This is a genomic window from Streptomyces sp. NPDC054849, from assembly GCF_053610945.1.
In genome coordinates this window covers 21,857-44,190 of record NZ_JBSGZI010000066.1, presented here as the reverse complement: position 1 = coordinate 44,190, position 22,334 = coordinate 21,857, and the positions used below count along the sequence as shown (strand labels likewise).

The following is a 22,334-nucleotide window of genomic DNA, read 5'->3' as shown; positions in this document are numbered from 1 at the left end:
CACCGGAATCCGGTGGGGGCCGCCCTTTCTGCGTACGGGATCTACTCGGAGACGCCCAGTCGCTCGAGGATGAGCTCCTTGACGCGCGCCGCGTCGGCCTGGCCGCGGGTGGTCTTCATGACCGCGCCGACCAGGGCGCCGACGGCGGCGATCTTGCCGCCGCGGATCTTGTCCGCGATGGCCGCGTTGCCGGCGATGGCCTCGTCCACGGCCGCGCCCAGCGCGCCCTCGTCCGAGACGACCTTCAGGCCGCGCTTCTCGACGACCTCGTCCGGGGTGCCCTCGCCGGCGAGGACGCCTTCGAGGACCTTGCGGGCCAGCTTGTCGTTGAGCGAGCCGTCGGCGACCAGGGCCGCGACCCGGGCCACCTGCGCCGGGGTGATGGGCAGCTCGTCGACGACGACGCCCTGCTCGTTGGCGTTGCGGGCCAGCTCGCCCATCCACCACTTGCGCGCGGCGGCCGCGTCGGCACCCGCCTCGATCGTGGCGACGATGGAGTCCACCGCGCCCGCGTTGAGGATGGACTGCATGTCGTGCTCGGTGACGCCCCACTCCTCACGGAGCCGGTTGCGGCGCACGCGCGGCATCTCGGGCAGCGCCCCGCGCAGTTCCTCGACCCACTCACGGGCCGGGGCCACGGGGACCAGGTCGGGCTCCGGGAAGTACCGGTAGTCCTCGGCGTTGTCCTTGATGCGGCCGGCCGTGGTGGAGCCGTCCTCCTCGTGGAAGTGCCGGGTCTCCTGCACGATCGAGCCGCCGGAGGTCAGCACGGCCGCGTGCCGCTGGATCTCGAAGCGCGCGGCGCGCTCGACGGAGCGCAGCGAGTTGACGTTCTTGGTCTCGCTGCGGGTGCCGAACTCGGACTCGGGGGTGGGGCGCAGCGACAGGTTCACGTCGCAGCGCATCTGGCCCTTGTCCATGCGGGCCTCGGAGACGCCGAGCGCCTTGATGACCTCGCGCAGCTCGGCGACGTACGCCTTGGCGACCTCGGGGGCCCGCTCGCCCGCGCCCTCGATGGGCTTGGTGACGATCTCGATGAGCGGGATGCCGGCGCGGTTGTAGTCCAGCAGGGAGTGGGACGCGCCGTGGATACGGCCGGTGGCGCCGCCGACGTGCAGCGACTTGCCGGTGTCCTCCTCCATGTGGGCGCGCTCGATCTCCACGCGGAAGATCTCGCCGTCCTCCAGCTGGACGTCCAGGAAGCCGTTGAAGGCGATGGGCTCGTCGTACTGGGAGGTCTGGAAGTTCTTCGGCATGTCCGGATAGAAGTAGTTCTTCCGGGCGAAGCGGCACCACTCGGCGATCTCGCAGTTCAGCGCGAGGCCGATCTTGACGGCGGACTCGATGCCGATCGCGTTGACGACCGGGAGCGAGCCGGGCAGGCCGAGGCAGGTGGGGCACGTCTGCGAGTTGGGCTCGGCACCCAGCTCCGTGGAGCAGCCGCAGAACATCTTCGTCTTGGTGCCGAGCTCGACATGGACCTCAAGGCCCATGACGGGGTCGAACGAGGCGAGAGCGTCCTCGTACGACAGCAGTTCGGTGAAGGTCACGGTGAAACTTTCCCTCTCAGCCCAGCAGGACGTCGTCGTCGCCCAGGCGCTTCAGCTCGCGGTACAGGATCGCGAGGCCGGTGACGATGGCGGCGGCGGACACGGCGGCGTCGACCAGCTTCAGCATGTCGTTCTCGGTGCGGGCCTTCTTGACCTGCTTGATCACGCTGATGGCGCCGAAGGCGGTGGTGCCGATCGACAGGTAGGTGCCGGTCTTGGACTTCTTGAAGCCCTTGGCCTTGGACAGTGCACTGGTACTCACAGCGACGGTGCCTCCTCGAGCAGCGGGTGACCCCAGCGGGCGAGGAAGGCGGCCTCGACGGCCGCGCCGACCTTGTAGAGCCGGTCGTCCTTCATCGCGGGGGCGATGATCTGCAGCCCGACCGGGAGACCGTCCTCGGGCGCCAGGCCGCAGGGGAGCGACATGGCGGAGTTGCCGGCCAGGTTGGTCGGGATGGTGCACAGGTCCGCGAGGTACATCGCCAGCGGGTCGTCGGTGCGCTCACCGATCGGGAAGGCGGTGGTCGGGGTCGTCGGGGAGACGATCACGTCGACCTGCTCGAAGGACTTCTCGAAGTCCCTCGTGATGAGCGTGCGGACCTTCTGGGCGGAGCCGTAGTACGCGTCGTAGTAGCCGGAGCTGAGCGCGTACGTGCCGAGGATGATGCGGCGCTTGACCTCGTCGCCGAAGCCGGCTTCGCGGGTCAGGGCAGTGACGTCCTCGGCGGACTTGGTGCCGTCGTCGCCGACGCGCAGGCCGTAGCGCATGGCGTCGAACCGGGCCAGGTTCGAGGAGCACTCGGACGGCGCGATCAGGTAGTACGCGGCCATCGCGAGGTCGAAGGACGGGCAGTCCAGTTCGACGATCTCGGCGCCGAGCTCCTTGAGAAGCTCCACCGACTCGTTGAAGCGCTGGACGACACCGGCCTGGTAGCCCTCGCCCGCGAACTGCTTGACCACGCCGACGCGCATGCCGGCGACCGAGCCGTTGCGGGCGGCCTCGACGACCGGCGGGACCGGGGCGTCGATGGAGGTGGAGTCGAGCGGGTCGTGGCCGGCGATCACCTCGTGCAGGAGCGCGGCGTCCAGGACCGTACGGGCGCAGGGCCCGCCCTGGTCGAGGGAGGACGAGAACGCGACCATGCCGTAGCGGGAGACGCCGCCGTACGTGGGCTTCACGCCGACCGTGCCGGTGACGGCGGCGGGCTGGCGGATGGAGCCGCCGGTGTCCGTGCCGATGGCCAGCGGGGCCTGGAAGGCGGCGAGGGCCGCCGCGGAACCGCCGCCGGAGCCGCCGGGGATCCGGGTGAGGTCCCAGGGGTTGCCGGTGGGGCCGTAGGCGCTGTTCTCGGTGGAGGACCCCATGGCGAACTCGTCCATGTTGGTCTTGCCGAGGATGACGACGCCGGCTTCCTTGAGCTTGCGCGTCAGGGTGGCGTCGTACGGCGGGATCCAGCCTTCGAGGATCTTCGACCCGACGGTGGTCGGAACCCCGACGGTGGTGAAGATGTCCTTGAGGGCGAGGGGCACGCCGGCCAGCGGGCCGAGCTTCTCTCCGGCCTCGCGCTTCGCGTCGACGGCGCGGGCCTGGGCGAGCGCACCTTCACGGTCCACGTACAGGAAGGCGTTGACCTTCTCGTCGGTGGCCTCGATGCGGGCCAGGTGGGCCTCGGTCACCTCGACGGCCGTGAGCTCGCCGGAGGCGATCTTCTCGGCGGTCTCGGCGGCCGTGAGCTTGATGATGTCGACCATGGCTGTTAGTCCTCCCCCAGGATCTGCGGCACCTTGAAACGCTGCTGCTCCTGGGCGGGAGCACCGGAGAGCGCCTGCTCGGGGGTGAGCGACGGACGGACCTCGTCCGCGCGCATGACGTTCGTCAGCGGCAGCGGGTGGGAGGTCGGCGGGACGTCTTGGTCGGCGACCTCGGAAACGCGGGCGACCGCGCCGATGATGTCGCCGAGCTGTCCGGCGAAGTGATCCAGCTCGTTGCTGGACAGCTCAAGGCGCGCCAGCCGAGCGAGGTGGACGACCTCCTCGCGCGTAATGCCAGGCATGCAGCGATCCTCTGGGGGTGGGCGGATGTTTCGTTTCGGACCCAATCCTATGGGGCCCGGCCCCCGGCCTGCGAAACGGTTTGGCTCGGGCCGCTGTGCGCTGCCTCCCGGGCACCGCCCGGACCAGACGCCGGCGAGGCTGAATCTCCGCCTCGCCGGCGTTTGAGGCGCCGGGTCTGGGGCGCAGCCCCAGCGGCAGCGCCGCAGGATCAGACCGCGTCGGCCTCTGCGGCGGCCAGTTCGGCCGTGATGTCCGCCGGGCGGCGCCAGCCGCGTTCGCCGCGGGCCAGCAGCCAGGCGGTGGCCTCCTGCGGCGGCATCGCGGCGGCGACCAGCCAGCCCTGTACGGCGTCGCAGCCCAGGTCCCGCAGCCGCTCCCACGTCTCGTCGTCCTCCACGCCCTCCGCCACGACCAGCAGGCCCAGCGAGTGGGCGAGGTCCACCGTGCAGCGGACGATCTCCGCGTCCTGGGCGTCGACCGCCAGCCGGCCCACGAACGACCGGTCGATCTTGAGCTCGCTGACCGGCAGGCGGCGCAGGTGGACGAGCGAGGAGTAGCCGGTGCCGAAGTCGTCGAGGGACATCTTCACGCCGTGGCCCGTGAGTCCGGCCATGGTGTCCGCCGCCCGCTGCGGGTCCTCCAGCAGGACGTGTTCCGTTATCTCCAGCTGCAGCCCGCTCGCCGGTACTCCGTGGCGGGCCAGTCGCGCGGCGACCGCGCCCGCGAAGCCGGGGGTGTGGACGTCGCGCGGTGAGACGTTGACGGCGACCGGGACCTTCAGACCCTGTGCCCGCCACCGCGCCACCTGGGCGAGGGCGGTCTCCAGCACGTACTCCGTCAGGTGCGGCATCAGTCCGGAGGTCTCGGCGATCGCGATGAATTCGTCCGGGGACACCCGCCCGCGTTCCGGGTGCACCCATCTCACCAGGGCTTCGAGCCCGGCCACCTGGCCGTCGAAGCGGACCTTCGGCTGGTAGTGGAGTTCCACTTCCCCGGCGTCCAGGGCCCGGCGGAGGTCGCCGAGGAGACCCAGGCGGTCGGGGGTGTTGCTGTCCCGCTTGGACTCGTACACCTCCACACCCGTACGGTCGCGCTTCGCCTGGTACATCGCCACGTCCGCGCGCCGCAGCAGTCCCTCCGCGTCGAGCGCATGGTCGGGGAAGACGGCGAGGCCGGCGCTGGCCTCCAGGACGAGCGTGAGTCCGTCCAGGTCGAGGGGGGAGCTGAGCTCCGCGACCAGGTGACGGGCGATGCGCTGGGCGCTGGTGGTGGAGTCGGCGACGGGGAGCAGGACGGCGAACTCGTCGCCGCCGAGCCGGGCGGCCTCGGCGTCCTCGGGCAGGGCCTGCCGCAGCCGGTCTGCGATCTGGAGGAGCAGCCGGTCGCCCGCCAGATGGCCCAGGGTGTCGTTGACCGCGCGGAAGCGGTCCAGGTCGATCAGCACAAGAGCTGCCCGGGTGCCCAGACGTTCAGCCTCGTCCAGGGCGGACCAGGCCCGCTCCAGCAGCCACTGCCGGTTCGGCAGCCCGGTCAGGGGATCGCGCAGCTGCTCCTCGGCGCGCGCCCGGGCGATCCACAGCGTGGAGTCCAGTGCGATCAGGGGTACGGCGAACAGCGGGAGCAGGACCGGCTGCGTGGCCGCGACGACGCAGATGAGGGGGGCGATGCCGAGCAGCGCCACGGCCACTAACGCCTGTCGGAGCAGGGCGGTGCGTGCGACGGTGGGCAGGCCGCTGCCGCGCCGGGCCAGCGCGATCCAGAGCAGGACGCGGGTGACGAGCAGGTAGGCGACGGCGACGAGGACGACTTCGGGGACCGCTTCCAGTCCCCAGCTGCTGGGCAGCCAGGGGGTCTCGACGGTGGGCGTCACCCCGAAGGCGCCGAGGACGAGGGCCCCCGCGCCGATGCCGAGGATGTCCACGGAGCCGTGCAGCAGCCCCTGCCGCCAGCGGTGCCAGCGCGCGGCCCCGACCAGGGAGACCACGGCCAGGGAGACCAGTCCCGCGGGCACCCATCCGTAGAGGAGGAGCACGCCGAGGGTGAGCGCGGCGCCCGATCCGGTGCCGCCCCACCAGCGGTCGCGGCCCAGTGCGACCAGGTGGCCGACGATGATGCCGGTGAGGAGGGCCAGCGCCCAGCCGACCGGCCCGCCGGGGAACAGCGCATGACGGTCGTTCAGCGCGGACACGATGCCGGCGCCGAGCACCACGACCGCGAGGCCCACGACGAGGAAGGGCAGCACTCCGCGCCGTTCCTGACCACCCGTGCCGGTGTCGATCGGTCGGGTCTCCGGTGTCCTGCCTCCCAGGACACCGAGCCTGCCCGCCCGCATGGACGGGAGTTCCCCGCCGAATTCAGGTGACGGGTCGGCGCTTTCGGTGGGTTTCATGCCCGTACCTCTCACAGCCGGCGATGCCGATGTCACGCGATGGCCCCGATGCCGTGCCACCACGGCCGACATCGCATGCTGCGGCCGCGCACGACAGGCGCACCCCTCAACAGTAGGACCCGGGAGGCTCCCAGGGGCAGCGGTCGGCAGTGGTTGCCCGAATGCGACCCGGCCATCCTCATCAGTACGGTATCCGCCGAACGGGTGAGTTTGGACCAGAGCCCCCCGTCACCCATCCGATGATCCGACAGGTCACCGCCCTGCGACCAGCCTTGTACCGGCCGTTTACCACCGTCCGCCACGCCTGGCGTGCGCCCGCCCGTACGGCCGCACGCCACGCATCCGTTCGCCTTCGTTGCTCCCCTTCGGCGATTCGCCTTCCGGTCCTCCTCGGTATTACTCCCCTTCGCCTCCGCCGTCCACCGCGAGCGCGACTTCCCGGGCCGCGTCCGGGCCCTGCTCCAGCAGCACCGCGAAACCGGCGTCGTCGAGGATGGACAGCTTCAACTGCACGGCCTTGTCGTACTTCGAGCCCGGGTTGTCGCCGACCACGACGAACGAGGTCTTCTTGGACACGGATCCGGTCACCTTGGCGCCGCGTCTCTGCAGGGCCTCCTTGGCCCCGTCCCGCGTGTGGCTCTGCAAAGTGCCGGTGACGACGACGGTCAGCCCCTCCAGCGGCCGCGGTCCCTCCTCCTCGCCGGAACCTTCCTCCTCCATCCGCACCCCGGCCTCCCGCCACTTGCGCAGGATCTCCTGGTGCCAGTCGACGGCGAACCACTCCTTGAGCGAGGCGGCGATGATCGCGCCGACGCCGTCGGTGGCGGTCAGCTCCTCCTCGCTGGCCTGCTCGATGCGCTCGATCGACCGGAACTCGCGGGCGAGGGCCTCAGCGGCGACCGGTCCGACGTGACGGATCGACAGGCCGTTGATGACGCGGGCGAGCGGGCGCTCCTTGGCGGCCGCGATGTTCTCCAGCATCGCCAGGGCGTTCTTCTTCGGCTCGCCCTTCTGGTTGGCGAAGACCGTGACGATCTTCTCCTCGCCCGTCTTCGGGTCCCGCTTGGGCAGCCCGCTGTCCGGGTCCAGGACGTACGCCTTGATGGGCAGCAGCTGCTCGATGGTCAGGCCGAAGAGGTCTCCCTCGTCGAGCAGCGGCGGCTGGGCCGGCTCCAGCGGCCCGGTCAGCGCGGCCGCCGCCACCATGCCGAAGTTCTCGATGTCCAGGGACTGCCGGCCCGCCAGGTAGAAGAGCCGTTCGCGCAACTGCGCGGGACAGGTTTGGGCGTTGGGGCACCGGACGTCGATGTCCCCCTCCTTCATGGGCCGCAGCGCCGTCCCGCACGCGGGGCACTCGGCTGGCATCTCGAACTCCCGCTCGGTGCCGTCCCGCAGGTCGACCACCGGCCCGAGGATCTCGGGGATGACGTCACCGGCCTTGCGCAGGACCACGGTGTCCCCGATGAGCACGCCCTTGGCCTTGACGACCTCCTGGTTGTGCAGGGTCGCGAACTCGACCTCGGAGCCTGCCACCGTCACCGGCTCCACCTGCGCGTACGGGGTCACGCGCCCGGTGCGCCCGACGCCGACCTTGATGTCGATCAGCTTGGTGTTGACCTCCTCGGGCGCGTACTTCCAGGCGATGGCCCAGCGCGGGGCGCGGGCGGTGGAGCCGAGGCGGCCCTGGAGGGCGATCTCGTCGAGCTTGACGACCACGCCGTCGATCTCGTGCTCCACCGAGTGCCGGTTCTCGCCGAAGCGGGTGATGAACTCCCTTACCTCCGCGAGCGAGGAGAGCACCGCGTTGTGCCGGGCGGTGGGCAGACCCCACTCCTGCAGCAGCTCGTACGCCTGCGACTGGCGCTCGATCTCGAAGCCCTCGCGGGCGCCGATGCCGTGCACGACCATGTGCAGCGGACGGCTCGCGGTGACCTTGGGGTCCTTCTGCCGCAGCGAACCGGCGGCGGCGTTGCGCGGGTTGGCGAAGGGCTTGCCCTCCGCCGCCACGAGCCGGGCGTTGAGCTCCTCGAACTTCTCCATCGGGAAGTAGACCTCGCCACGGATCTCGACGAGCGCCGGGATCCGGTCGCCCTTCAGCCGGTCCGGGATCTCGGCGATGGTGCGGACGTTGGGCGTGATGTCCTCACCGGTGCGGCCGTCGCCGCGGGTGGCGGCGCGGGTGAGACGGCCGTTCTCGTAGGTGAGGTTGACGGCGAGGCCGTCCACCTTCAGCTCGCACAGGTAGTGGTAGTCCTTGGTGTTCACGTCCCGGGCCACCCGCTCGGCCCAGGCGTCCAGTTCCTCGTCGTCGAAGGCGTTGTCGAGGGAGAGCATGCGCTCCCGGTGCTCGACGGACGCGAAGTCCGTCTCATACGCCCCGGCCACCTTCTGGGTGGGCGAGTCGGGCGTGCGCAGCTCCGGGTACTGCTCCTCCAGCGCCTCCAGCGAGCGCAGCAGCGTGTCGAACTCGGCGTCGCTGACGACCGGCTGGTCGTTCACGTAGTACCGGAAGCGGTGCTCCTCGACCTGCTCGGCCAGCAACTGGTGCTGCTCGCGCACCGCCGTCGGTACTGCCGTGCCCTGCTGTTCGGCTGCCATGCCGTGTCCTCCCGTGGCCCGTCTCAACCGTCACTCAGGGTTGTCGGCGAGCGACCTCGCCGCCCTGACGCAATGCGCCTGCACCGCCCGGGCGTAGGCGGGCGACGCACCCGCCAGACCGCACGACGGGGTGACCACGACGGACTCCGCCAGAGTCCCCGGGGCCAGCCCCAGCCTGCGCCAAAGCTTCCTGACACCCATGACGCTACCGGCAGGGTCCGACAACGGGGCGTCGGTGCCCGGCACCACTCCGGCGAAGAGTTTGGCACCGCCTTCGACGGCCTCGCCGATGGCGTCGTCCTCGCGCTCGGTGAGCAAGGAGAAATCGAACGACACGCCCGTGGCGCCGGCCCGCCGCAGCAGGCCGAAGGGGACCTCGGGCGCGCAGGAGTGCACGACGACCTCCCCGTCGTGGACGGCGAACAGGTCGCGCAGCGCACCCTCGACCACCTGCCGGTCGACCGCGCGGTAGGTGCGGTAGCCGCTCGCGGAGCGGACCCGGCCGAGCAGGACCGCCGTCAGGGACGGCTCGTCGACCTGCAGCACGACGTCGGCGCCGGGGATGCGCCTGCGCACGTCGGCGAGGTGCTCGCGCAGTCCCTCGGCCAGCGATCCGGCGAGGTCCCGGCAGGCCCCCGCGTCCTGCAGCATGGCCTCGCCGCCGTGCATCTCCAGGGCGGAGGCCAGGGTCCACGGGCCGACGGCCTGGATCTTGAGCTTCCCCGTGTACCCCTGGGTGAACTCCTCCAGCGCGTCGAGGTCCTCCCCGAGCCAGGACCGGGCCCGCTTCGAGTCCCGCCCCGGGCGGTCGCTGATCCGCCAGCCGCTGGGCTCGACGTGGGCGTACATGTCGACGAGCAGTCCGAGGGACCGGCCGATCATGTCGGCGCCGGGTCCCCGGGCGGGCAGCTCGGCGAGGTACGGGAACTCCTCGAAGGACCCGGTGACGGTCTTCGCGGCCTCGCGGGCGTCGCCGCCGGGCAGCGAACCCACGCCGGTGGCGCCGGCGGTCATCGGCCCGGCCTGACGCTCAGGTCGTTGACCTCGGCGTCGCGGGGCAGGTCGACGGCCATGACGATGGTGGTCGCCACCGACTCGGGGTCGATCCAGTCGGCGGGGTCGTACTCCTTGCCCTCCTGGGAGTGCACCTTGGCCTGCATGGGGCTGGCGGTCCGGCCCGGGTAGACGGAGGTGACGCGGATGCCGTGGGCCCGCTCCTCCGCGCGCAGCGAGTCGGCGAGGGCCTTCAGCCCGTGCTTGGAGGCGGCGTACGCGCTCCAGTCGGCGTGGGCGGTGAGGCCGGCGCCGGAGTTCACGAAGACGATGGTGGCCTTGGAGGCGCGCAGGGTCGGCAGCAGCAGCCGGGTGACCTCGGCGGGGGCGATCAGGTTCACGTTGAGCTGCTGGTGCCAGGTCTTGGGCCGCAGCTCCCCCACCGGTCCGAGGTCCACGATCCCGGCGATGTGCAGCAGGGAGTCGATGCGCTCCGGGACGGCCTGCTTGGAGAAGGCCCACGAGAGCCGGTCGGGATCGGCGAGGTCGCCCACGAGGGCCGCGGAGCCCGGGTAGCGGTCGACGAGCTGGCGGGCGCGGCCGGCGTCCCGGGCGAGGAGGACGAGGTCGTCGCCGCGGGCGTGCAGCCGGGCCGCGACGGCGGCGCCGATGCCGGATCCGGCACCGGTGATCAGGTGAGTAGCCATAGCGCCCATGCTCGCACCCCACCGGTGCCCGTCAGCCCCCGGTGGCCGAGCGGTACGCCCCCTCGATCGCCGCGCGGGCGGCCGGGCCCTGCCGTGAGACGGGGCCCCGCTGGTCCAGGCCGGCCAGACAGGGGAGCCCGTCCTGGTCGTGGCGGACCGGCGTCCAGTGCCGCAGTGCCGCGTCCCGTACGTCGGTCAGCGCGGCGGCGTCGTCCGGTTCGGTCGGGTCGAAGCGGCCGCCGGAGGCCGTGCGGTGCTCGGCCCAGCGGTCCTCCCAGAACTCCACGGTCCAGCCGGGCCAGCGAGCGGCCGCGGTGTCGTGGTGGATCTGGTGGCTGGTGAGCCACCAGCCGACCCGGCGCCGCTCCGTGTCGACGTGCAGGCCCGCCACGGCGAGCTCGTGGTACGCCCCGTGGTCGGTGGCCGCGGCCAGCCAGTCGAGCAGGGCCGGGCCGTACATCACCGGGTGGTCGAAGGCGTAGCAGACCGGGTGGCAGCGGTCCGGGCCGTCCAGGGTCACCACGGTGACCTCGAGGTCGTCCCGGACCGACAGCCCGGCGGCGTCCGTCTCGAACAAGTCGCTTTCCCACACGCGTTTGTCCCGGTCGGGCTCGTCCGCCGGGTCGAGGCCGGCGTAGGCGCGCAGGCCGGTCCGACCGCCGTAGGCCCAGCGCACGTCCCAGCCGGGCCAGGCGGCGCGCAGGAGGGCGAGGGTGGCTCGGCGGGTGCGCATCTCGACGGAGGGGCCCTCCAGGGCGAAGAACAGCAGGACCTTGCGTGCGGGGTCCACGAGGACGCCCGCCTGGACGTCGTCGTCTCCTTCGCCGGTCCCGGACAAGGGCTGCCCGTACCCGGAGGCGCGGCCCATCAGCACCATCATGGTGTCCGGGCCGGCCAGCAGGTCGAGGTCCAGGCCGGCGGCGCCCCAGTCGTCCGTGATGGCGCGGTACCCGTCCGGCCCGCCGAGGACGTAGACGGCGGGGTTCATCAGAGCCCCGCCGCCTCGCGCAGGGCGGCGGCCGTCTTCGTGGCGTCGTATCCGGCGGGGACGCCCTCGACGAGGATGACCTCGCCGGCGATGTGGTCGGTGCGCAGCGGGAGGATGGCCTGGTAGGCGGGCGAGGCGTACCAGGCGCGGGCCTGCTCGACGTCCGGGAAGCCGATCATGACGACTGTGCCGGGGAAGGGGCCCTCCAGGACCTCGACCTCCGCGCCGTGGACGAGGAACCGGCCGCCGAAGGGTGTCATGGTCGACTGGATCTCCTCGATGTAGCGGAGGATGTCCTCGTTCATCGTCTGGGGCCGTATGTGGGCGATGGCGTACGCGGTCATGGCGGTCTCCCCTGCCGACCGGCCCGCCGGTGCGGGCCGTTGATCCGATGGTGTCAGGGCGCGGCAGCGGCGGCGATTACTCCGGAGGTCATGCCGAGGCGGGCTGGAAGGTGCGCCGGTAGGCGATCGGGGAGATGCCGAGGGCCGCACGCATGTGCTGGCGCAGGGAGTTGGCCGAGCCGAAACCGGACCGGTGGGCGACGAGGTCGACCGGCAGGTCGCTGTCCTCCAGCAAGTGGCGTGCCACTTCGAGGCGTTGGGCGGTGAGCCACTGCACCGGGGTCATCCCGACCTCATCGCGGAACCGCCGGGTGAAGGTGCGCAGGCTCATCCGGGCGTGGGCGGCGAGTTCGGCGAGGGTGACCGGCTCGGCGAGGCGCTCCAGGGCCCAGGCCCGGGTGGCGGTGGTGGTGGCGACGGTGGGCTCGGGGACGGGCCGGTCGATGTACTGGGCTTGTCCGCCGTCGCGCCAGGGCGGTACGACGCACAGCCGCGCGGCACGGTTGGCGACGGCGGATCCGTGGTCGTGGCGGATCATGTAGAGGCAGAGGTCGACGCCGGCTGCCACGCCCGCGGAGGTGAGGATGTCGCCGTCGTCGACGAAGAGGACCTCCTCGTCGAGCCGGACGCGCGGGAAGCCCCGCTGGAACTCGGGCGCGTGCAGCCAGTGCGTGGTGGCGGGCCTGCCGTCGAGCAGCCCGGCGGCGGCGAGCACGTAGGAGCCGGTGCAGAGGGAGACGATCCGGGTGCCGGGCCTGATCGCGGCGAGGGCGTCCACCAGCGCCTGCGACAGGGGGGCGCCCTGTGCGAGCTCGTCCATGGAGTGCGTGGGCGTGATGATCACGGTGTCGGCGGCGGTGAGGGCCTCGGGGCCCGCCGAGACGCCGACGGTGAAGCCGGCATCGCTGGTCACGGGCTGCCCGTCGGCGGTGCAGACGGTCAGCTCGTAGAGCGGTTTCCCGGCCTCGTCGAGGGCGTTTCCGAAGACCCGGGAGGGAATCCCGAGCTCGAACGGGGGGACGCCTTCGAGGGCCAGTACTGCGATCCGGTGCATGGCCAGATCCTGTCACATGGTGGCCGTCTGGCCAACACCAGGGCCTGCTTCCGGCGCCGAAGCTGGTTCCACGGCAGCACCAGCACCGGACACACCTGAGGAGAAACACATGCGCGCCATCGTCGTCAGCCAGTGGGGCGGGCCCGAGGTTCTGACCGAGACCGAGCTCGACCGGCCGGAGCCGGGCATGGGCGAGGTCCTGGTACGGGTCCACGCGGCCGGGGTGAACCCCGTCGACTGGAAGACCCGGGCCTCCGGCGCCCTGATCCCCTGGGGGCCGGTCCCGCAGGTCGGCTGGGATGTGTCCGGCACGGTCGCAGCCGTCGGACCGGGCGTGACCCTCTATCGGGTGGGCGACGAGGTGTACGGGATGCCCCGCTTCCCGCAGCAGGCCGGTGCGTACGCCGAGTACGTGACCGCTCCCGCCCGGCACTTCGCCCGCAAGCCCGCCTCGCTGGACCACGTGCAGGCCGCCGCGCTGCCACTGGCGGCGCTGACCGCCTGGCAGGCGCTGGTGGACACCGCTGGAGTCTCGGCCGGGCAGCGCGTACTGGTCCACGCCGCGGCCGGCGGCGTCGGTCACCTTGCCGTGCAGATCGCCAAGGCCCGGGGCGCGTACGTGATCGGCACCGCGAGCGCGGGCAAGCACGAACTGCTGCGCGGCCTCGGCGCCGACGAGGTGATCGACTACCGCACCACGGACTTCGAGGACGCCGTCTCGGACGTGGACGTCGTGCTCGACGCCATCGGCGGGGACCACGGGCAGCGCTCGCTGAAGGTGCTGAAGCCGGGCGGCCACCTGGTGACCCTGCCCGGCCCGGACGGCATCCCGGCCGACACCCGGGGCGTGCAGGCGGCCTGGGTCCTCGTGGAGCCGGACCTGAAGGGCCTCGAGGAGATCGCGACCCTGGTCGAGCAGGGCCTGCTGAAGCCGCTGGTCGACACGGTCCTGCCGCTGGAGCACGCCGCGAAGGCCCACGAGCTCGGCGAGCAGGGCCGTACCACCGGCAAGATCGTCCTGACGGTGGCCTGACCGGGCGCCCGTCAGACGGAGGCGGCCGCGGCCCGCGTCGTCGTCGCGATGGTGGCGGAGCCGACCACGCGGGTGCCGTCGTAGAGCACGATCGCCTGACCAGGGGCCACGCCGCGGACCGGCTCGGTGAAGGAGACGCGCAGCTCGCCGTCCACCAGCTCGGCGAAGACCTCGGTCTCGCCGCCGTGGGCGCGCAGCTGGGCGGTGTACGTGCCCGGGGCAGCGGCCGTGGAGCCGCACCAGCGGGGGCGGATCGCGGTGAGGGCGGTGACGTCGAGGGCCTCGGCGGGGCCGACGGTGACGGTGTTGTTCACAGGGGAGATGTCGAGGACGTAGCGCGGCTTGCCGTCGGCCGCCGGGTGGCCGATGCGCAGGCCCTTGCGCTGGCCGATGGTGAAGCCGAAGGCGCCCTCGTGGGTGCCGATCTTCTCCCCGGCCTCGTCGACGATGTCGCCTTCGGCCTTGCCGAGGCGGTTCGCGAGGAAGCCCTGGGTGTCGCCGTCGGCGATGAAGCAGATGTCGTGGCTGTCCGGCTTCTTCGCCACGGCGAGGCCCCGCCGCTCGGCCTCGGCACGGATCTCTTCCTTGGTGGTGAGCGTGTCACCGAGCGGGAAGAGCGCGTGGGCCAGCTGCTTCTCGTCCAGGACCCCGAGGACGTAGGACTGGTCCTTGGCCATGTCGGAGGCGCGGTGCAGCTCGCGGGAGCCGTCGTCGTTCAGGACGACGGTGGCGTAGTGGCCGGTGCAGACGGCGTCGAAGCCGAGGGCGAGTGCCTTGTCGAGCAGGGCCGCGAACTTGATCTTCTCGTTGCAGCGCAGGCAGGGATTCGGAGTGCGCCCGGCCTCGTACTCGGAGATGAAGTCCTCGACCACGTCCTCGCGGAAGCGCTCGGCCAGGTCCCACACGTAGAACGGGATGCCGATGACGTCGGCGGCGCGGCGCGCGTCGCGGGAGTCCTCGATGGTGCAGCAGCCTCGGGCGCCGGTCCGGAAGGACTGCGGGTTCGCGGAGAGGGCGAGGTGGACGCCGGTCACGTCGTGCCCGGCTTCGACCGCGCGGGCGGCGGCGACGGCGGAGTCCACGCCGCCGGACATGGCGGCCAGGACGCGGAGGGGGCGGGCGGTGCGCGGCGGGTTCTCAGTCATAGCACCGTCCAGAGTACGGGGGAACCGAGCGGGCTCACAGCGCGTTGTCGGGTACGGGGGGTGGATCACATCGTCGAGCAGGGGAACAAGGAGAAGAAGCCGCCGAGCCGGACCCGCAGGGCCGTGCTCTTCGGCGGGCTCGGGGTCGTCGCGGTGGCGGCGGTCGCCGGCCGGGACGAGATCGCGCGCGGCTGGTGGCTGCTGCCCGGCGTGGCCAAGCCGCGCAAGGAAGGCGAGCTCGACCACGTGGGCGCGAGCTGGACGGCGGCCTCCCCGGCGAACTGGCGGCTGGCGGACCGACCCGACGACTACCGGGTGGACCGGATCGTCGTCCATGTCACCCAGGGCGGGTTCCAGTCCTCCGTGGACGCTTTCAAGAACCCGTGGCACAAGGCCTCCGCGCACTACATCGTGCGCGGCGACGGCCATGTGGAGCAGATGGTGCGCGAGCTGGACGTGGCCTTCCATGCGGGCAACCGCTCGATGAACGAGCGCAGCGTCGGCATAGAGCACGTGGGCTTCGTGGACCGCCCGCAGGACTTCACGGACGCGATGTACGCGGCCTCGGCCCGGCTGGCGGCGGACATCTGCCGCCGGTACGGCATACGGGCGGACCGCACCCACATAGTCGGGCACTCCGAGGTCCCCGGCGCGGACCACACGGATCCGGGCCGCCACTGGGACTGGGACCGGTACATACGCCTGGTCCGCGCGGAGCTCGACGGAACGGGAACCGGCGCGCGGAAGGCCTGACCTGACCCGAAAGGACCGGACCCCGGCCTCGCCCGCCCCCGCCTTGCCCTTGCCCTCGCCCGCCCCGCCTCAGCTGAGGCCGGCCGTGCGGGCGCGTTCCACCGCCGGGCCGATGGCCGCGGCCAGGGCGGCCACGTCCTCCTTGGTGGAGGTGTGGCCGAGGGAGAAGCGCAGGGTGCCGCGGGCAAGCTGCGGGTCGGTGCCGGCGGCCAGCAGGACGTGGCTCGGCTGAGCCACGCCGGCGGTGCAGGCGGAGCCGGTGGAGCACTCGATGCCCTGGGCGTCGAGCAGCAGGAGCAGGGAGTCGCCCTCGCAGCCGGGGAAGCTGAAGTGGGCGTTGGCCGGAAGCCGCTCGTCGGGGTCCCCCCCGAGGACGGCGTCGGGCACGGCCGCGCGGACGGCGGCGACCAGCTCGTCGCGCAGGGCGCCGATCTCGGCGGCGAAGCGCTCCCGCCGCTCGGCGGCGAGGACGGCGGCCACCGCGAAGGCGGCGATCGCCGGCACGTCCAGCGTCCCGGAGCGGACGTGCCGCTCCTGGCCGCCGCCGTGCAGGACGGGTACGGGGCTCTGGTCGCGGCCGAGCAGCAGCGCTCCGATGCCGTACGGCCCGCCGACCTTGTGGCCGCTGACGGTCATGGCGGCGAGGCCGCTGTCGCCGAAGTGGACGTCGAGCTGCCCGAAGGCCTGGACGGCGTCGGAGTGCAGCGGGATCCCGGACTCGCGGGCGGCGGCCGACAGTTCGGGGACCGGCATGACCGTGCCGATCTCGTTGTTGGCCCACATGACGGTGGCCAGGGCCACGTCGTCGGGGTTGCGTGCGACGGCTTCCCGGAAGGCGTCGGCGTGCACGCGCCCGTAGCGGTCCACGGGCAGGTATTCGACCTGCGCGCCCTCGTGTTCGGCGAGCCAGTGGACGGCGTCGAGCACCGCGTGGTGCTCGACGGGGCTGGCGATGACCCTGGTCCGGGCCGGGTCGGCGTCGCGCCGGGCCCAGTACAGGCCCTTGACGGCGAGGTTGTCGGCCTCCGTGCCGCCGGCGGTGAAGACCACCTCGCTGGGGCGGGCGCCGACCGCCTCGGCGAAGGCCTCGCGGGCCTCCTCGACGGTACGGCGGGCCCGGCGGCCGGCGGCGTGGAGGGAGGACGCGTTCCCCGTGGCGGCGAACTGCGCGGACATCGCCGCGGCGGCCTCCGGCAGCATCGGGGTGGTGGCGGCGTGGTCGAGGTAGGCCATGATCCCCCGATTCTACGAGCCCGCCGGTGCCGGTTCGCCCGGCGGGACCCCGGGCCGTGGGGCGCAGCGGGGTCCGACCCCGCCGCGCCGTCTCGCCGGGCTCCGCCCCGGGCCCCTGCCCATCCGTTCCCGGGGGCTCCGGCCCTGCCCCTGCCCGGCCTTTCCCGGGCTCCGCCCCGGACCCCTGACCTCGCAGGCCGGCGTGGCCGGATCCGACCGGTTGAGGCCCCGGCATACCGCCGGACGGGACGACGGACACGGCGACGGACGGAGTCCGTCCCGTCAGGTGCGGAGCGCGCGGGCCAGCTGGCGGGACTGGGCGACCAGGTGGTCCGTCGAGTCCCAGACCTCGGCGTCCTCCTCGAGGAATCCGCCGGCCAGGTTGCGGGTGGTGATGGAGACCCGCAGCGGGCCGGGGGCCGGGCGGCGGCGGATGTGGGTGGTCAGTTCCACGGTCGGGGTCCAGGCCACCAGGCCGAGGTCGAAGGCGGTCGGCGGCAGCGCATCCACCGCCAGGAGCATGGAGAGCGGGTCGGCGTCACGGCCGTCGGCCAGTTCGAACCAGGCCCGCATCTCGCCCTTGCCCGAGGGTGCGCCCAGGGCCCATCCCGCGGTCGCCGGGTCCAGCCGGAGCCTGAGCCGGTCCACGATCGCGGAGCTGCCGGGGATCGGGGCCGGGCCGGCCTCGGGGCCGATGCAGTCCTCGTAGGCGGGCATCACGGGCGGCCTGGCGACCGTGCGCACGTCGTCCGGCAGGGCCGCGAGGTCGCCGTAGGAGGCGAGGACGCGGATGCGCTCGACCTCGTTGCCGCTGTCGTCGAACTGGAACAGCGAGGCCTGGCCGGTGGAGAGGGTGCGGCCGACGCGTACGACCTGCGTGCGGATCACGGCGGGGCCGGGCACGGAGGAGGTCAGGTAGTGCGCGGAGACGGTGAAGGGGTCCGGGTGCGGGAGGGCCGCGGACAGGGCCCGGCCGACCAGGGCCAGCAGGTATCCGCCGTTGACGGCGGCGATGATCGTCCAGCCGGCGGAGAGTTCCGCGTCGTACACCCCGGGCTCGCCCGCGCGTGCGGTGATGGTGGTGTCGCGGTCGAACTCACTGTCGCCGATGGATGCCTTGGCAGCTGCGTGTGACATGAAAACGACGGTACACCGGCTTGCTACTAAGCGGTAGCTTTCTTCGGCTACGGCTCTTCGGCCACCGCCGACCGGCGGTTCCAGGCCAGCGGTGCCCGCCAGTGGTAGCGCATCGCGAGGAGCCGCAGAACGAACGTGGTGACGATCGCCAGGCCGGTGGTGACGGCGTTGAGGATGTCGAAGCGGATGAAGAGGGCGACCATCGAGGCGCCGACCATGGCGGGCACGGCGTACATCTCGCGGTCGCGGAGCAGCGAGGGCACCTCGTTGACGAGCACGTCGCGCAGGACGCCGCCGCCGACGGCGGTGGCGAGGCCGAGCGCCGCGGACGCGGTCAGGCCGAGGCCGAACTCGTACGCCTTGGTGGTGCCCGTCACGCAGAAGAGCCCGAGGCCGGCCGCGTCGAAGACGTTGATGGCGCGGTTGATCCGCTGGACCTCGGGGTGCAGGAAGTAGACGATCGCGGCGGCGATCAGCGGGGTGATGAAGAAGCTGAGCTCACCGAAGGCGGCCGGGGGGACGGCGCCGATGACGAGGTCGCGGAAGAGCCCGCCGCCGAGCGCGGTGACCAGGGCCAGGACGACGATGCCGAAGACGTCGAAGTTCTTGCGGACGGCGAGCAGGGCGCCTGCGGTGGCGAAGACGAAGATGCCGGCGAGGTCCAGGGCATGCTGGATCCCGGGCGGGAAGAGATCGTGGAGCACCGGCTCATTGTCGCCCCTCGGCTCCCGCCGGGGTGACGGGCCACTTGGCTCCCGACGGGGTGGTGGGGTCGGGCCGGGTGCGGTGCGGCCTCAGGACTCGGGGTTCCGCCGCCGACACCGCGCCTCAATCGCCGGCGGGGCCGGACGGGGACCGGCGAAGCCGGATAAGTGCCGCGCAGCTCGATGATCGGGCTCCGCCCCGGCCCCCGCGCCTCGAACGCCGACGGGGCTGCATGTGTGCGGCCGTGCCGGAAGTGCGCCGGCGGGGCCGCAGTGCCCCGCCGGCGTTCGCGTCAGTCCGTGGGCTTGGCCACTGCCTCTGCCGCGCCCGGCAGGGGCTTGTCGCCCGGGGCCTGGTCGGGGGCGTTCTCCGGGTGGTGGCAGGCGACCTGGTGGCCCGTCTTCAGGGCCAGCAGCGGCGGTTCCTGCGTCGTGCAGATCTGCGTGGCCTTCCAGCACCGCGTGTGGAAGCGGCAGCCGCTCGGCGGTGAGATCGGCGACGGCACGTCGCCCTTGAGCAGGATGCGGCCGCTCTTCGCACCGCGCCGCCTCGGGTCGGGCACCGGCACGGCCGACATCAGGGCCGTGGTGTACGGGTGCATCGGAGTCCCGTACAGCGACTTGTTGTCGGCCAGCTCGACGATCTTGCCCAGGTACATCACCGCGATGCGGTCCGAGACGTGCCGGATGACCGACAGGTCGTGCGCGATGATCACGTAGGTGAGGCCGAGCTCCTCCTGGAGGTCGTCCAGCAGATTGACCACCTGGGCCTGGATCGACACGTCCAGCGCAGAGACGGGCTCGTCCGCGACGACCAGCTTGGGCTTGAGCGCGAGGGCCCGCGCGATGCCGATGCGCTGGCGCTGGCCGCCCGAGAACTCGTGCGGGTAGCGGTTGTAGTGCTCGGGGTTGAGGCCCACGAGCGACAGCAGCCGCTGGACCTCCGCCTTGAGCCCGCCCTCCGGCGTGACCTTCTGGAGCTTGAACGGCGCGCTGACGATGGTGCCCACCGTGTGGCGCGGGTTCAGCGAGCCGTACGGGTCCTGGAAGATCATCTGCACGTCGCGGCGCAGCGGGCGCATGCCCCCCACTCCCAGGTGCGTGATGTCCTTGCCCTCGAACTCGATCGTGCCGCCGGTCGGTTCGAGCAGCCGCGTGATCAGCCGGCCCATGGTCGACTTCCCGCAGCCGGACTCGCCGACGATGCCGAGGGTCTCCCCGCGCCGGACGTCGAAGTCGAGGCCGTCGACGGCCTTGACCGCGCCCACCTGCCGCCGGATCAGTCCCTTGTGGATCGGGAAGTGCTTCGCCAGCCCGGTGACCTTGAGCAGGACTTCGGGAGAGTCCTTGGCCTGCGCGGGAATGACCGCCTTTTCCGTCTTCTTCATGTCAGGCGTCTCGGTCACAGCTTCGGCGCAATCTCTTCGGTCCAGATCCGGGTCCGCTCTTCCTGCGACATGTGGCAGGCGGACCAGTGGCGGCTGTCGTCCTGCGTGAGCTCGGGCCGGACCGTACGGGTCACGTTGCCCTTGGGCACGTCGGCGTACGGGCAGCGCGGGTTGAAGGCACAGCCGCCGGGGATGTTGATGAGGCTGGGCGGGGAGCCCTTGACCGGGATCAGGCGCTCGGTCTGTTCGCGGTCGATGCGCGGCATCGAGCCCAGCAGGCCCCAGGTGTAGGGGTGGCGGGGCTCGTAGAAGACCTTTTCGGCGGTGCCCCGCTCGACGCACCGGCCGCCGTACATCACGAGGATCTCGTCGGCCATCTCCGCGACGACGCCGAGGTCGTGCGTGATCATGATGACGGCGGAGCCGAACTCCTTCTGCAGATCGCGGATCAGGTCCAGGATCTGCGCCTGCACGGTGACGTCCAGGGCCGTGGTCGGCTCGTCCGCGATCAGCAGGTCGGGGTTGTTGACCAGCGACATGGCGATCATGGCGCGCTGGCGCATGCCGCCGGAGAACTGGTGCGGATAGTCGTCGACGCGCTTGGCCGGCTCGGGGATGCCCACCCGGTCGAGCATCTCGACGGCCCGCTTGCGCGCCGTCTTCTTGTCGACGTCGTTGTGGACGCGGTACGCCTCCACGATCTGGGCGCCGATCGAGTAGTACGGGTGCAGCGCGCTCAGCGGGTCCTGGAAGATCATCGCCATGTCGCGGCCCCGCAGCTTGCGCACCTCCTCGGGATCGGCGGAGAGCAGTTCCCTGCCGCCGAGCCAGATCTCGCCCGACATCTCGACGTTGGAGCGACCTGTGCTGCCCACACGGTGCAGTCCCATGACGGCCAGCGAGGTGACCGACTTGCCGGAGCCGGACTCGCCCACGATGCCGAGGGTCTGGCCCTTCTCCAGCTGGAAGGAGAGCCCGTCCACCGATTTGACGATGCCGTCGTCGGTGGGGAAGTGCACCTTGAGGTCGCGTACGTCGAGGAAGGCCTCGGAGGGACGGCCGCCGGCCGGTGCCGACGCGAGGGCCGTGCCGGTGGCGGTGTCCGTGGTACGGGCGCCCGCGCCGGCGCCGTTCCCCTTCTGAGTCGGGTCGGTCACGACAGCCTCACCCTCGGGTCGATGATGGCGTAGACGAGGTCGACCACCAGGTTGCAGAACACGATGAAGAAGGCGGCGAAGAGGGTCACGCCGAGGATCTTCGGAAGGTCGTTGACCGCGATCGCCTGGTAGGCGTACTCGCCGACCCCGTGGTAGGAGAAGACCGTCTCGGTGACGATGGCGCCGCCGAGGAGCAGCCCGAAGTCCATGCCGAAGATGGTCACGATCGGGGTGAGTGCGGAGCGCAGGCCGTGGCGGGTGACGACGACCCGTTCGCGCAGGCCCTTGGCGCGGGCGGTGCGGATGTAGTCCTCGCTCATGGTCTCCAGCATTCCGGCCCGGGTGAGCCGGGCGTAGAGCGCGGAGTAGAGGAAGGCGAGTGTGCACCAGGGCAGGACCAGCCCCTGGACCCAGGCGACAGGGTCGTCGGAGAAGTCCACGTAGACGTTGGTGAACACGGGCCAGTTGAAGACGAAGACGGCCAGCGCGAGGGTGCCGGTGAAGAACATCGGCAGCGAGACGCCGGCGAGGGCCACGCCCATGGCGAGCCGGTCGAAGAGCGAGCCGGGGCGCAGGGCCGAGATCACGCCCGTGGTGACACCGGTGATCAGCCAGATGACGGCCGCTCCCAGGGTGAGGGAGGCGGTGACGGGCAGCCGGGTGACGATGTCGGGCCAGACCTCGACGTGGTCCTTGAAGGAGTAGCCGAGGCAGGGGGCGTGGCACTGCGAGGGGTTGGGGCCGAAGTTGAACTCGCGGCCCGCGACGATGCCCCTCAGGAATTCCCAGTACTGCGCGTACAGGGGCTGGTCGAAGCCGAGGTTCTTCTTGACCGCGGCGATGGACTCGGGCGAGGGGTTCTTGCCGATGTATTGCGTGGCCAGCGAGTCGGCCGTGCCGCCGGCCAGCCGGGGCAGCAGGAAGAAGATCGCGAAGGTGATCGCGCTGACGATGAGCAGCAGGAACACCGCGGCGAACAGCCGCCGGACGATGTACACAAACACGAGGGTCGGCTTCGGCGTCCGCCGGTCCGTCCCGCTCCCCGGTCGGGGGAGCGGGACGGACCGGCGCGCACTGCTGCCTTCACCTGCCTTCCACGGTTCTGG

General features: G+C 71.8%; 20 protein-coding genes. 2 read left to right on the top strand and 18 right to left on the bottom strand.

Translation table 11 applies throughout. From position 1 onward, the window contains the following. Positions 1-41: 41 nt before the first annotated feature. The 11 genes from gatB to ACWGIF_RS25280 all read right to left on the bottom strand — a co-directional run bounded on the left by gatB (position 42) and on the right by ACWGIF_RS25280 (position 12,678). Positions 42-1,550 carry an Asp-tRNA(Asn)/Glu-tRNA(Gln) amidotransferase subunit GatB gene (gene gatB, locus ACWGIF_RS25330; protein WP_453500791.1) on the bottom strand — a complete coding sequence of 503 codons (1,509 nt, stop codon included), beginning with the start codon at positions 1,548-1,550 and terminating at the stop codon, positions 42-44. A 16-nt stretch (positions 1,551-1,566) separates the two neighbouring features. After that, entirely contained in the window at positions 1,567-1,812 is a 246-nt protein-coding gene (locus ACWGIF_RS25325) for a hypothetical protein (RefSeq protein WP_326587877.1), read from the bottom strand. Next, positions 1,809-3,302 carry an Asp-tRNA(Asn)/Glu-tRNA(Gln) amidotransferase subunit GatA gene (gene gatA, locus ACWGIF_RS25320; RefSeq protein WP_453500790.1) on the bottom strand — a complete coding sequence of 498 codons (1,494 nt, stop codon included), beginning with the start codon at positions 3,300-3,302 and terminating at the stop codon, positions 1,809-1,811. The genes ACWGIF_RS25325 and gatA overlap by 4 nt, the downstream gene beginning before the upstream one ends. Positions 3,303-3,307: 5 nt before the next feature. Beyond that, on the bottom strand, positions 3,308-3,604 hold the full coding sequence (gene gatC, locus ACWGIF_RS25315) for an Asp-tRNA(Asn)/Glu-tRNA(Gln) amidotransferase subunit GatC (RefSeq protein ID WP_030010586.1): 297 nt from the start codon (positions 3,602-3,604) through the stop codon (positions 3,308-3,310). Positions 3,605-3,813: 209 nt separating this feature from the next. Then, complete coding sequence (locus tag ACWGIF_RS25310) at positions 3,814-5,994, bottom strand: putative bifunctional diguanylate cyclase/phosphodiesterase (protein ID WP_453500789.1); 2,181 nt, start codon at positions 5,992-5,994, stop codon at positions 3,814-3,816. A gap of 396 nt (positions 5,995-6,390) precedes the next feature. After that, on the bottom strand, positions 6,391-8,592 hold the full coding sequence (ligA, locus tag ACWGIF_RS25305; protein ID WP_453500788.1) for an NAD-dependent DNA ligase LigA: 2,202 nt from the start codon (positions 8,590-8,592) through the stop codon (positions 6,391-6,393). Between the two features lie 30 nt (positions 8,593-8,622). Then, positions 8,623-9,606, bottom strand: a complete 984-nt coding sequence (locus ACWGIF_RS25300) for a methionine synthase (protein WP_453500787.1) — start codon at positions 9,604-9,606, stop codon at positions 8,623-8,625. Continuing rightward, a complete protein-coding gene (locus tag ACWGIF_RS25295) occupies positions 9,603-10,292 on the bottom strand; it encodes an SDR family oxidoreductase (protein ID WP_453500786.1) in 690 nt (229 codons plus the stop codon). The genes ACWGIF_RS25300 and ACWGIF_RS25295 overlap by 4 nt, the downstream gene beginning before the upstream one ends. A 31-nt stretch (positions 10,293-10,323) precedes the next feature. Next, positions 10,324-11,280, bottom strand: coding sequence for a hypothetical protein (locus ACWGIF_RS25290; RefSeq protein ID WP_453500785.1), 957 nt, complete (start codon positions 11,278-11,280; stop codon positions 10,324-10,326). Beyond that, a complete protein-coding gene (locus ACWGIF_RS25285) occupies positions 11,280-11,624 on the bottom strand; it encodes a DUF1330 domain-containing protein (protein ID WP_453500784.1) in 345 nt (114 codons plus the stop codon). The genes ACWGIF_RS25290 and ACWGIF_RS25285 overlap by 1 nt, the downstream gene beginning before the upstream one ends. Before the next feature lie 88 nt (positions 11,625-11,712). Next, the gene (locus tag ACWGIF_RS25280; RefSeq protein WP_453500783.1) at positions 11,713-12,678 is read right to left on the bottom strand and encodes a GlxA family transcriptional regulator; all 966 of its coding nucleotides are present in this window, start codon (positions 12,676-12,678) and stop codon (positions 11,713-11,715) included. A gap of 109 nt (positions 12,679-12,787) precedes the next feature. Between ACWGIF_RS25280 and ACWGIF_RS25275 the strand changes: the two genes are divergently transcribed. Next, positions 12,788-13,711: an NADP-dependent oxidoreductase gene (locus ACWGIF_RS25275; protein WP_453500782.1), complete on the top strand. Its 924-nt coding sequence runs from the start codon at positions 12,788-12,790 to the stop codon at positions 13,709-13,711. A gap of 11 nt (positions 13,712-13,722) precedes the next feature. On the opposite strand, the gene mnmA is transcribed toward ACWGIF_RS25275, so the two are convergent. After that, positions 13,723-14,856: a tRNA 2-thiouridine(34) synthase MnmA gene (mnmA, locus tag ACWGIF_RS25270; protein WP_453500781.1), complete on the bottom strand. Its 1,134-nt coding sequence runs from the start codon at positions 14,854-14,856 to the stop codon at positions 13,723-13,725. A gap of 60 nt (positions 14,857-14,916) precedes the next feature. On the opposite strand from mnmA, the gene ACWGIF_RS25265 reads away from it, so the two are divergent. After that, the gene (locus ACWGIF_RS25265; RefSeq protein ID WP_453500780.1) at positions 14,917-15,609 is read left to right on the top strand and encodes an N-acetylmuramoyl-L-alanine amidase; all 693 of its coding nucleotides are present in this window, start codon (positions 14,917-14,919) and stop codon (positions 15,607-15,609) included. 69 nt (positions 15,610-15,678) lie between these two features. On the opposite strand, the gene ACWGIF_RS25260 is transcribed toward ACWGIF_RS25265, so the two are convergent. From ACWGIF_RS25260 to ACWGIF_RS25235, 6 genes are all read right to left on the bottom strand, one after another. Beyond that, positions 15,679-16,842: a cysteine desulfurase family protein gene (locus ACWGIF_RS25260; RefSeq protein WP_453500779.1), complete on the bottom strand. Its 1,164-nt coding sequence runs from the start codon at positions 16,840-16,842 to the stop codon at positions 15,679-15,681. Positions 16,843-17,124: 282 nt separating this feature from the next. Further along, on the bottom strand, positions 17,125-17,979 hold the full coding sequence (locus ACWGIF_RS25255) for a thioesterase family protein (protein WP_453500778.1): 855 nt from the start codon (positions 17,977-17,979) through the stop codon (positions 17,125-17,127). Positions 17,980-18,026: 47 nt separating this feature from the next. After that, the gene (locus ACWGIF_RS25250) at positions 18,027-18,683 is read right to left on the bottom strand and encodes a trimeric intracellular cation channel family protein (RefSeq protein WP_453500777.1); all 657 of its coding nucleotides are present in this window, start codon (positions 18,681-18,683) and stop codon (positions 18,027-18,029) included. A gap of 293 nt (positions 18,684-18,976) precedes the next feature. Next, positions 18,977-20,071: an ABC transporter ATP-binding protein gene (locus ACWGIF_RS25245; protein ID WP_453500776.1), complete on the bottom strand. Its 1,095-nt coding sequence runs from the start codon at positions 20,069-20,071 to the stop codon at positions 18,977-18,979. 14 nt (positions 20,072-20,085) lie between these two features. Beyond that, positions 20,086-21,228 (bottom strand): ABC transporter ATP-binding protein, encoded by a 1,143-nt coding sequence (locus ACWGIF_RS25240; RefSeq protein ID WP_453500775.1) that lies wholly within the window; start codon positions 21,226-21,228, stop codon positions 20,086-20,088. Beyond that, positions 21,225-22,232 (bottom strand): ABC transporter permease, encoded by a 1,008-nt coding sequence (locus tag ACWGIF_RS25235; protein WP_453500774.1) that lies wholly within the window; start codon positions 22,230-22,232, stop codon positions 21,225-21,227. Before ACWGIF_RS25235 ends, ACWGIF_RS25240 begins: the two co-directional genes overlap by 4 nt. Positions 22,233-22,334: the final 102 nt, after the last annotated feature.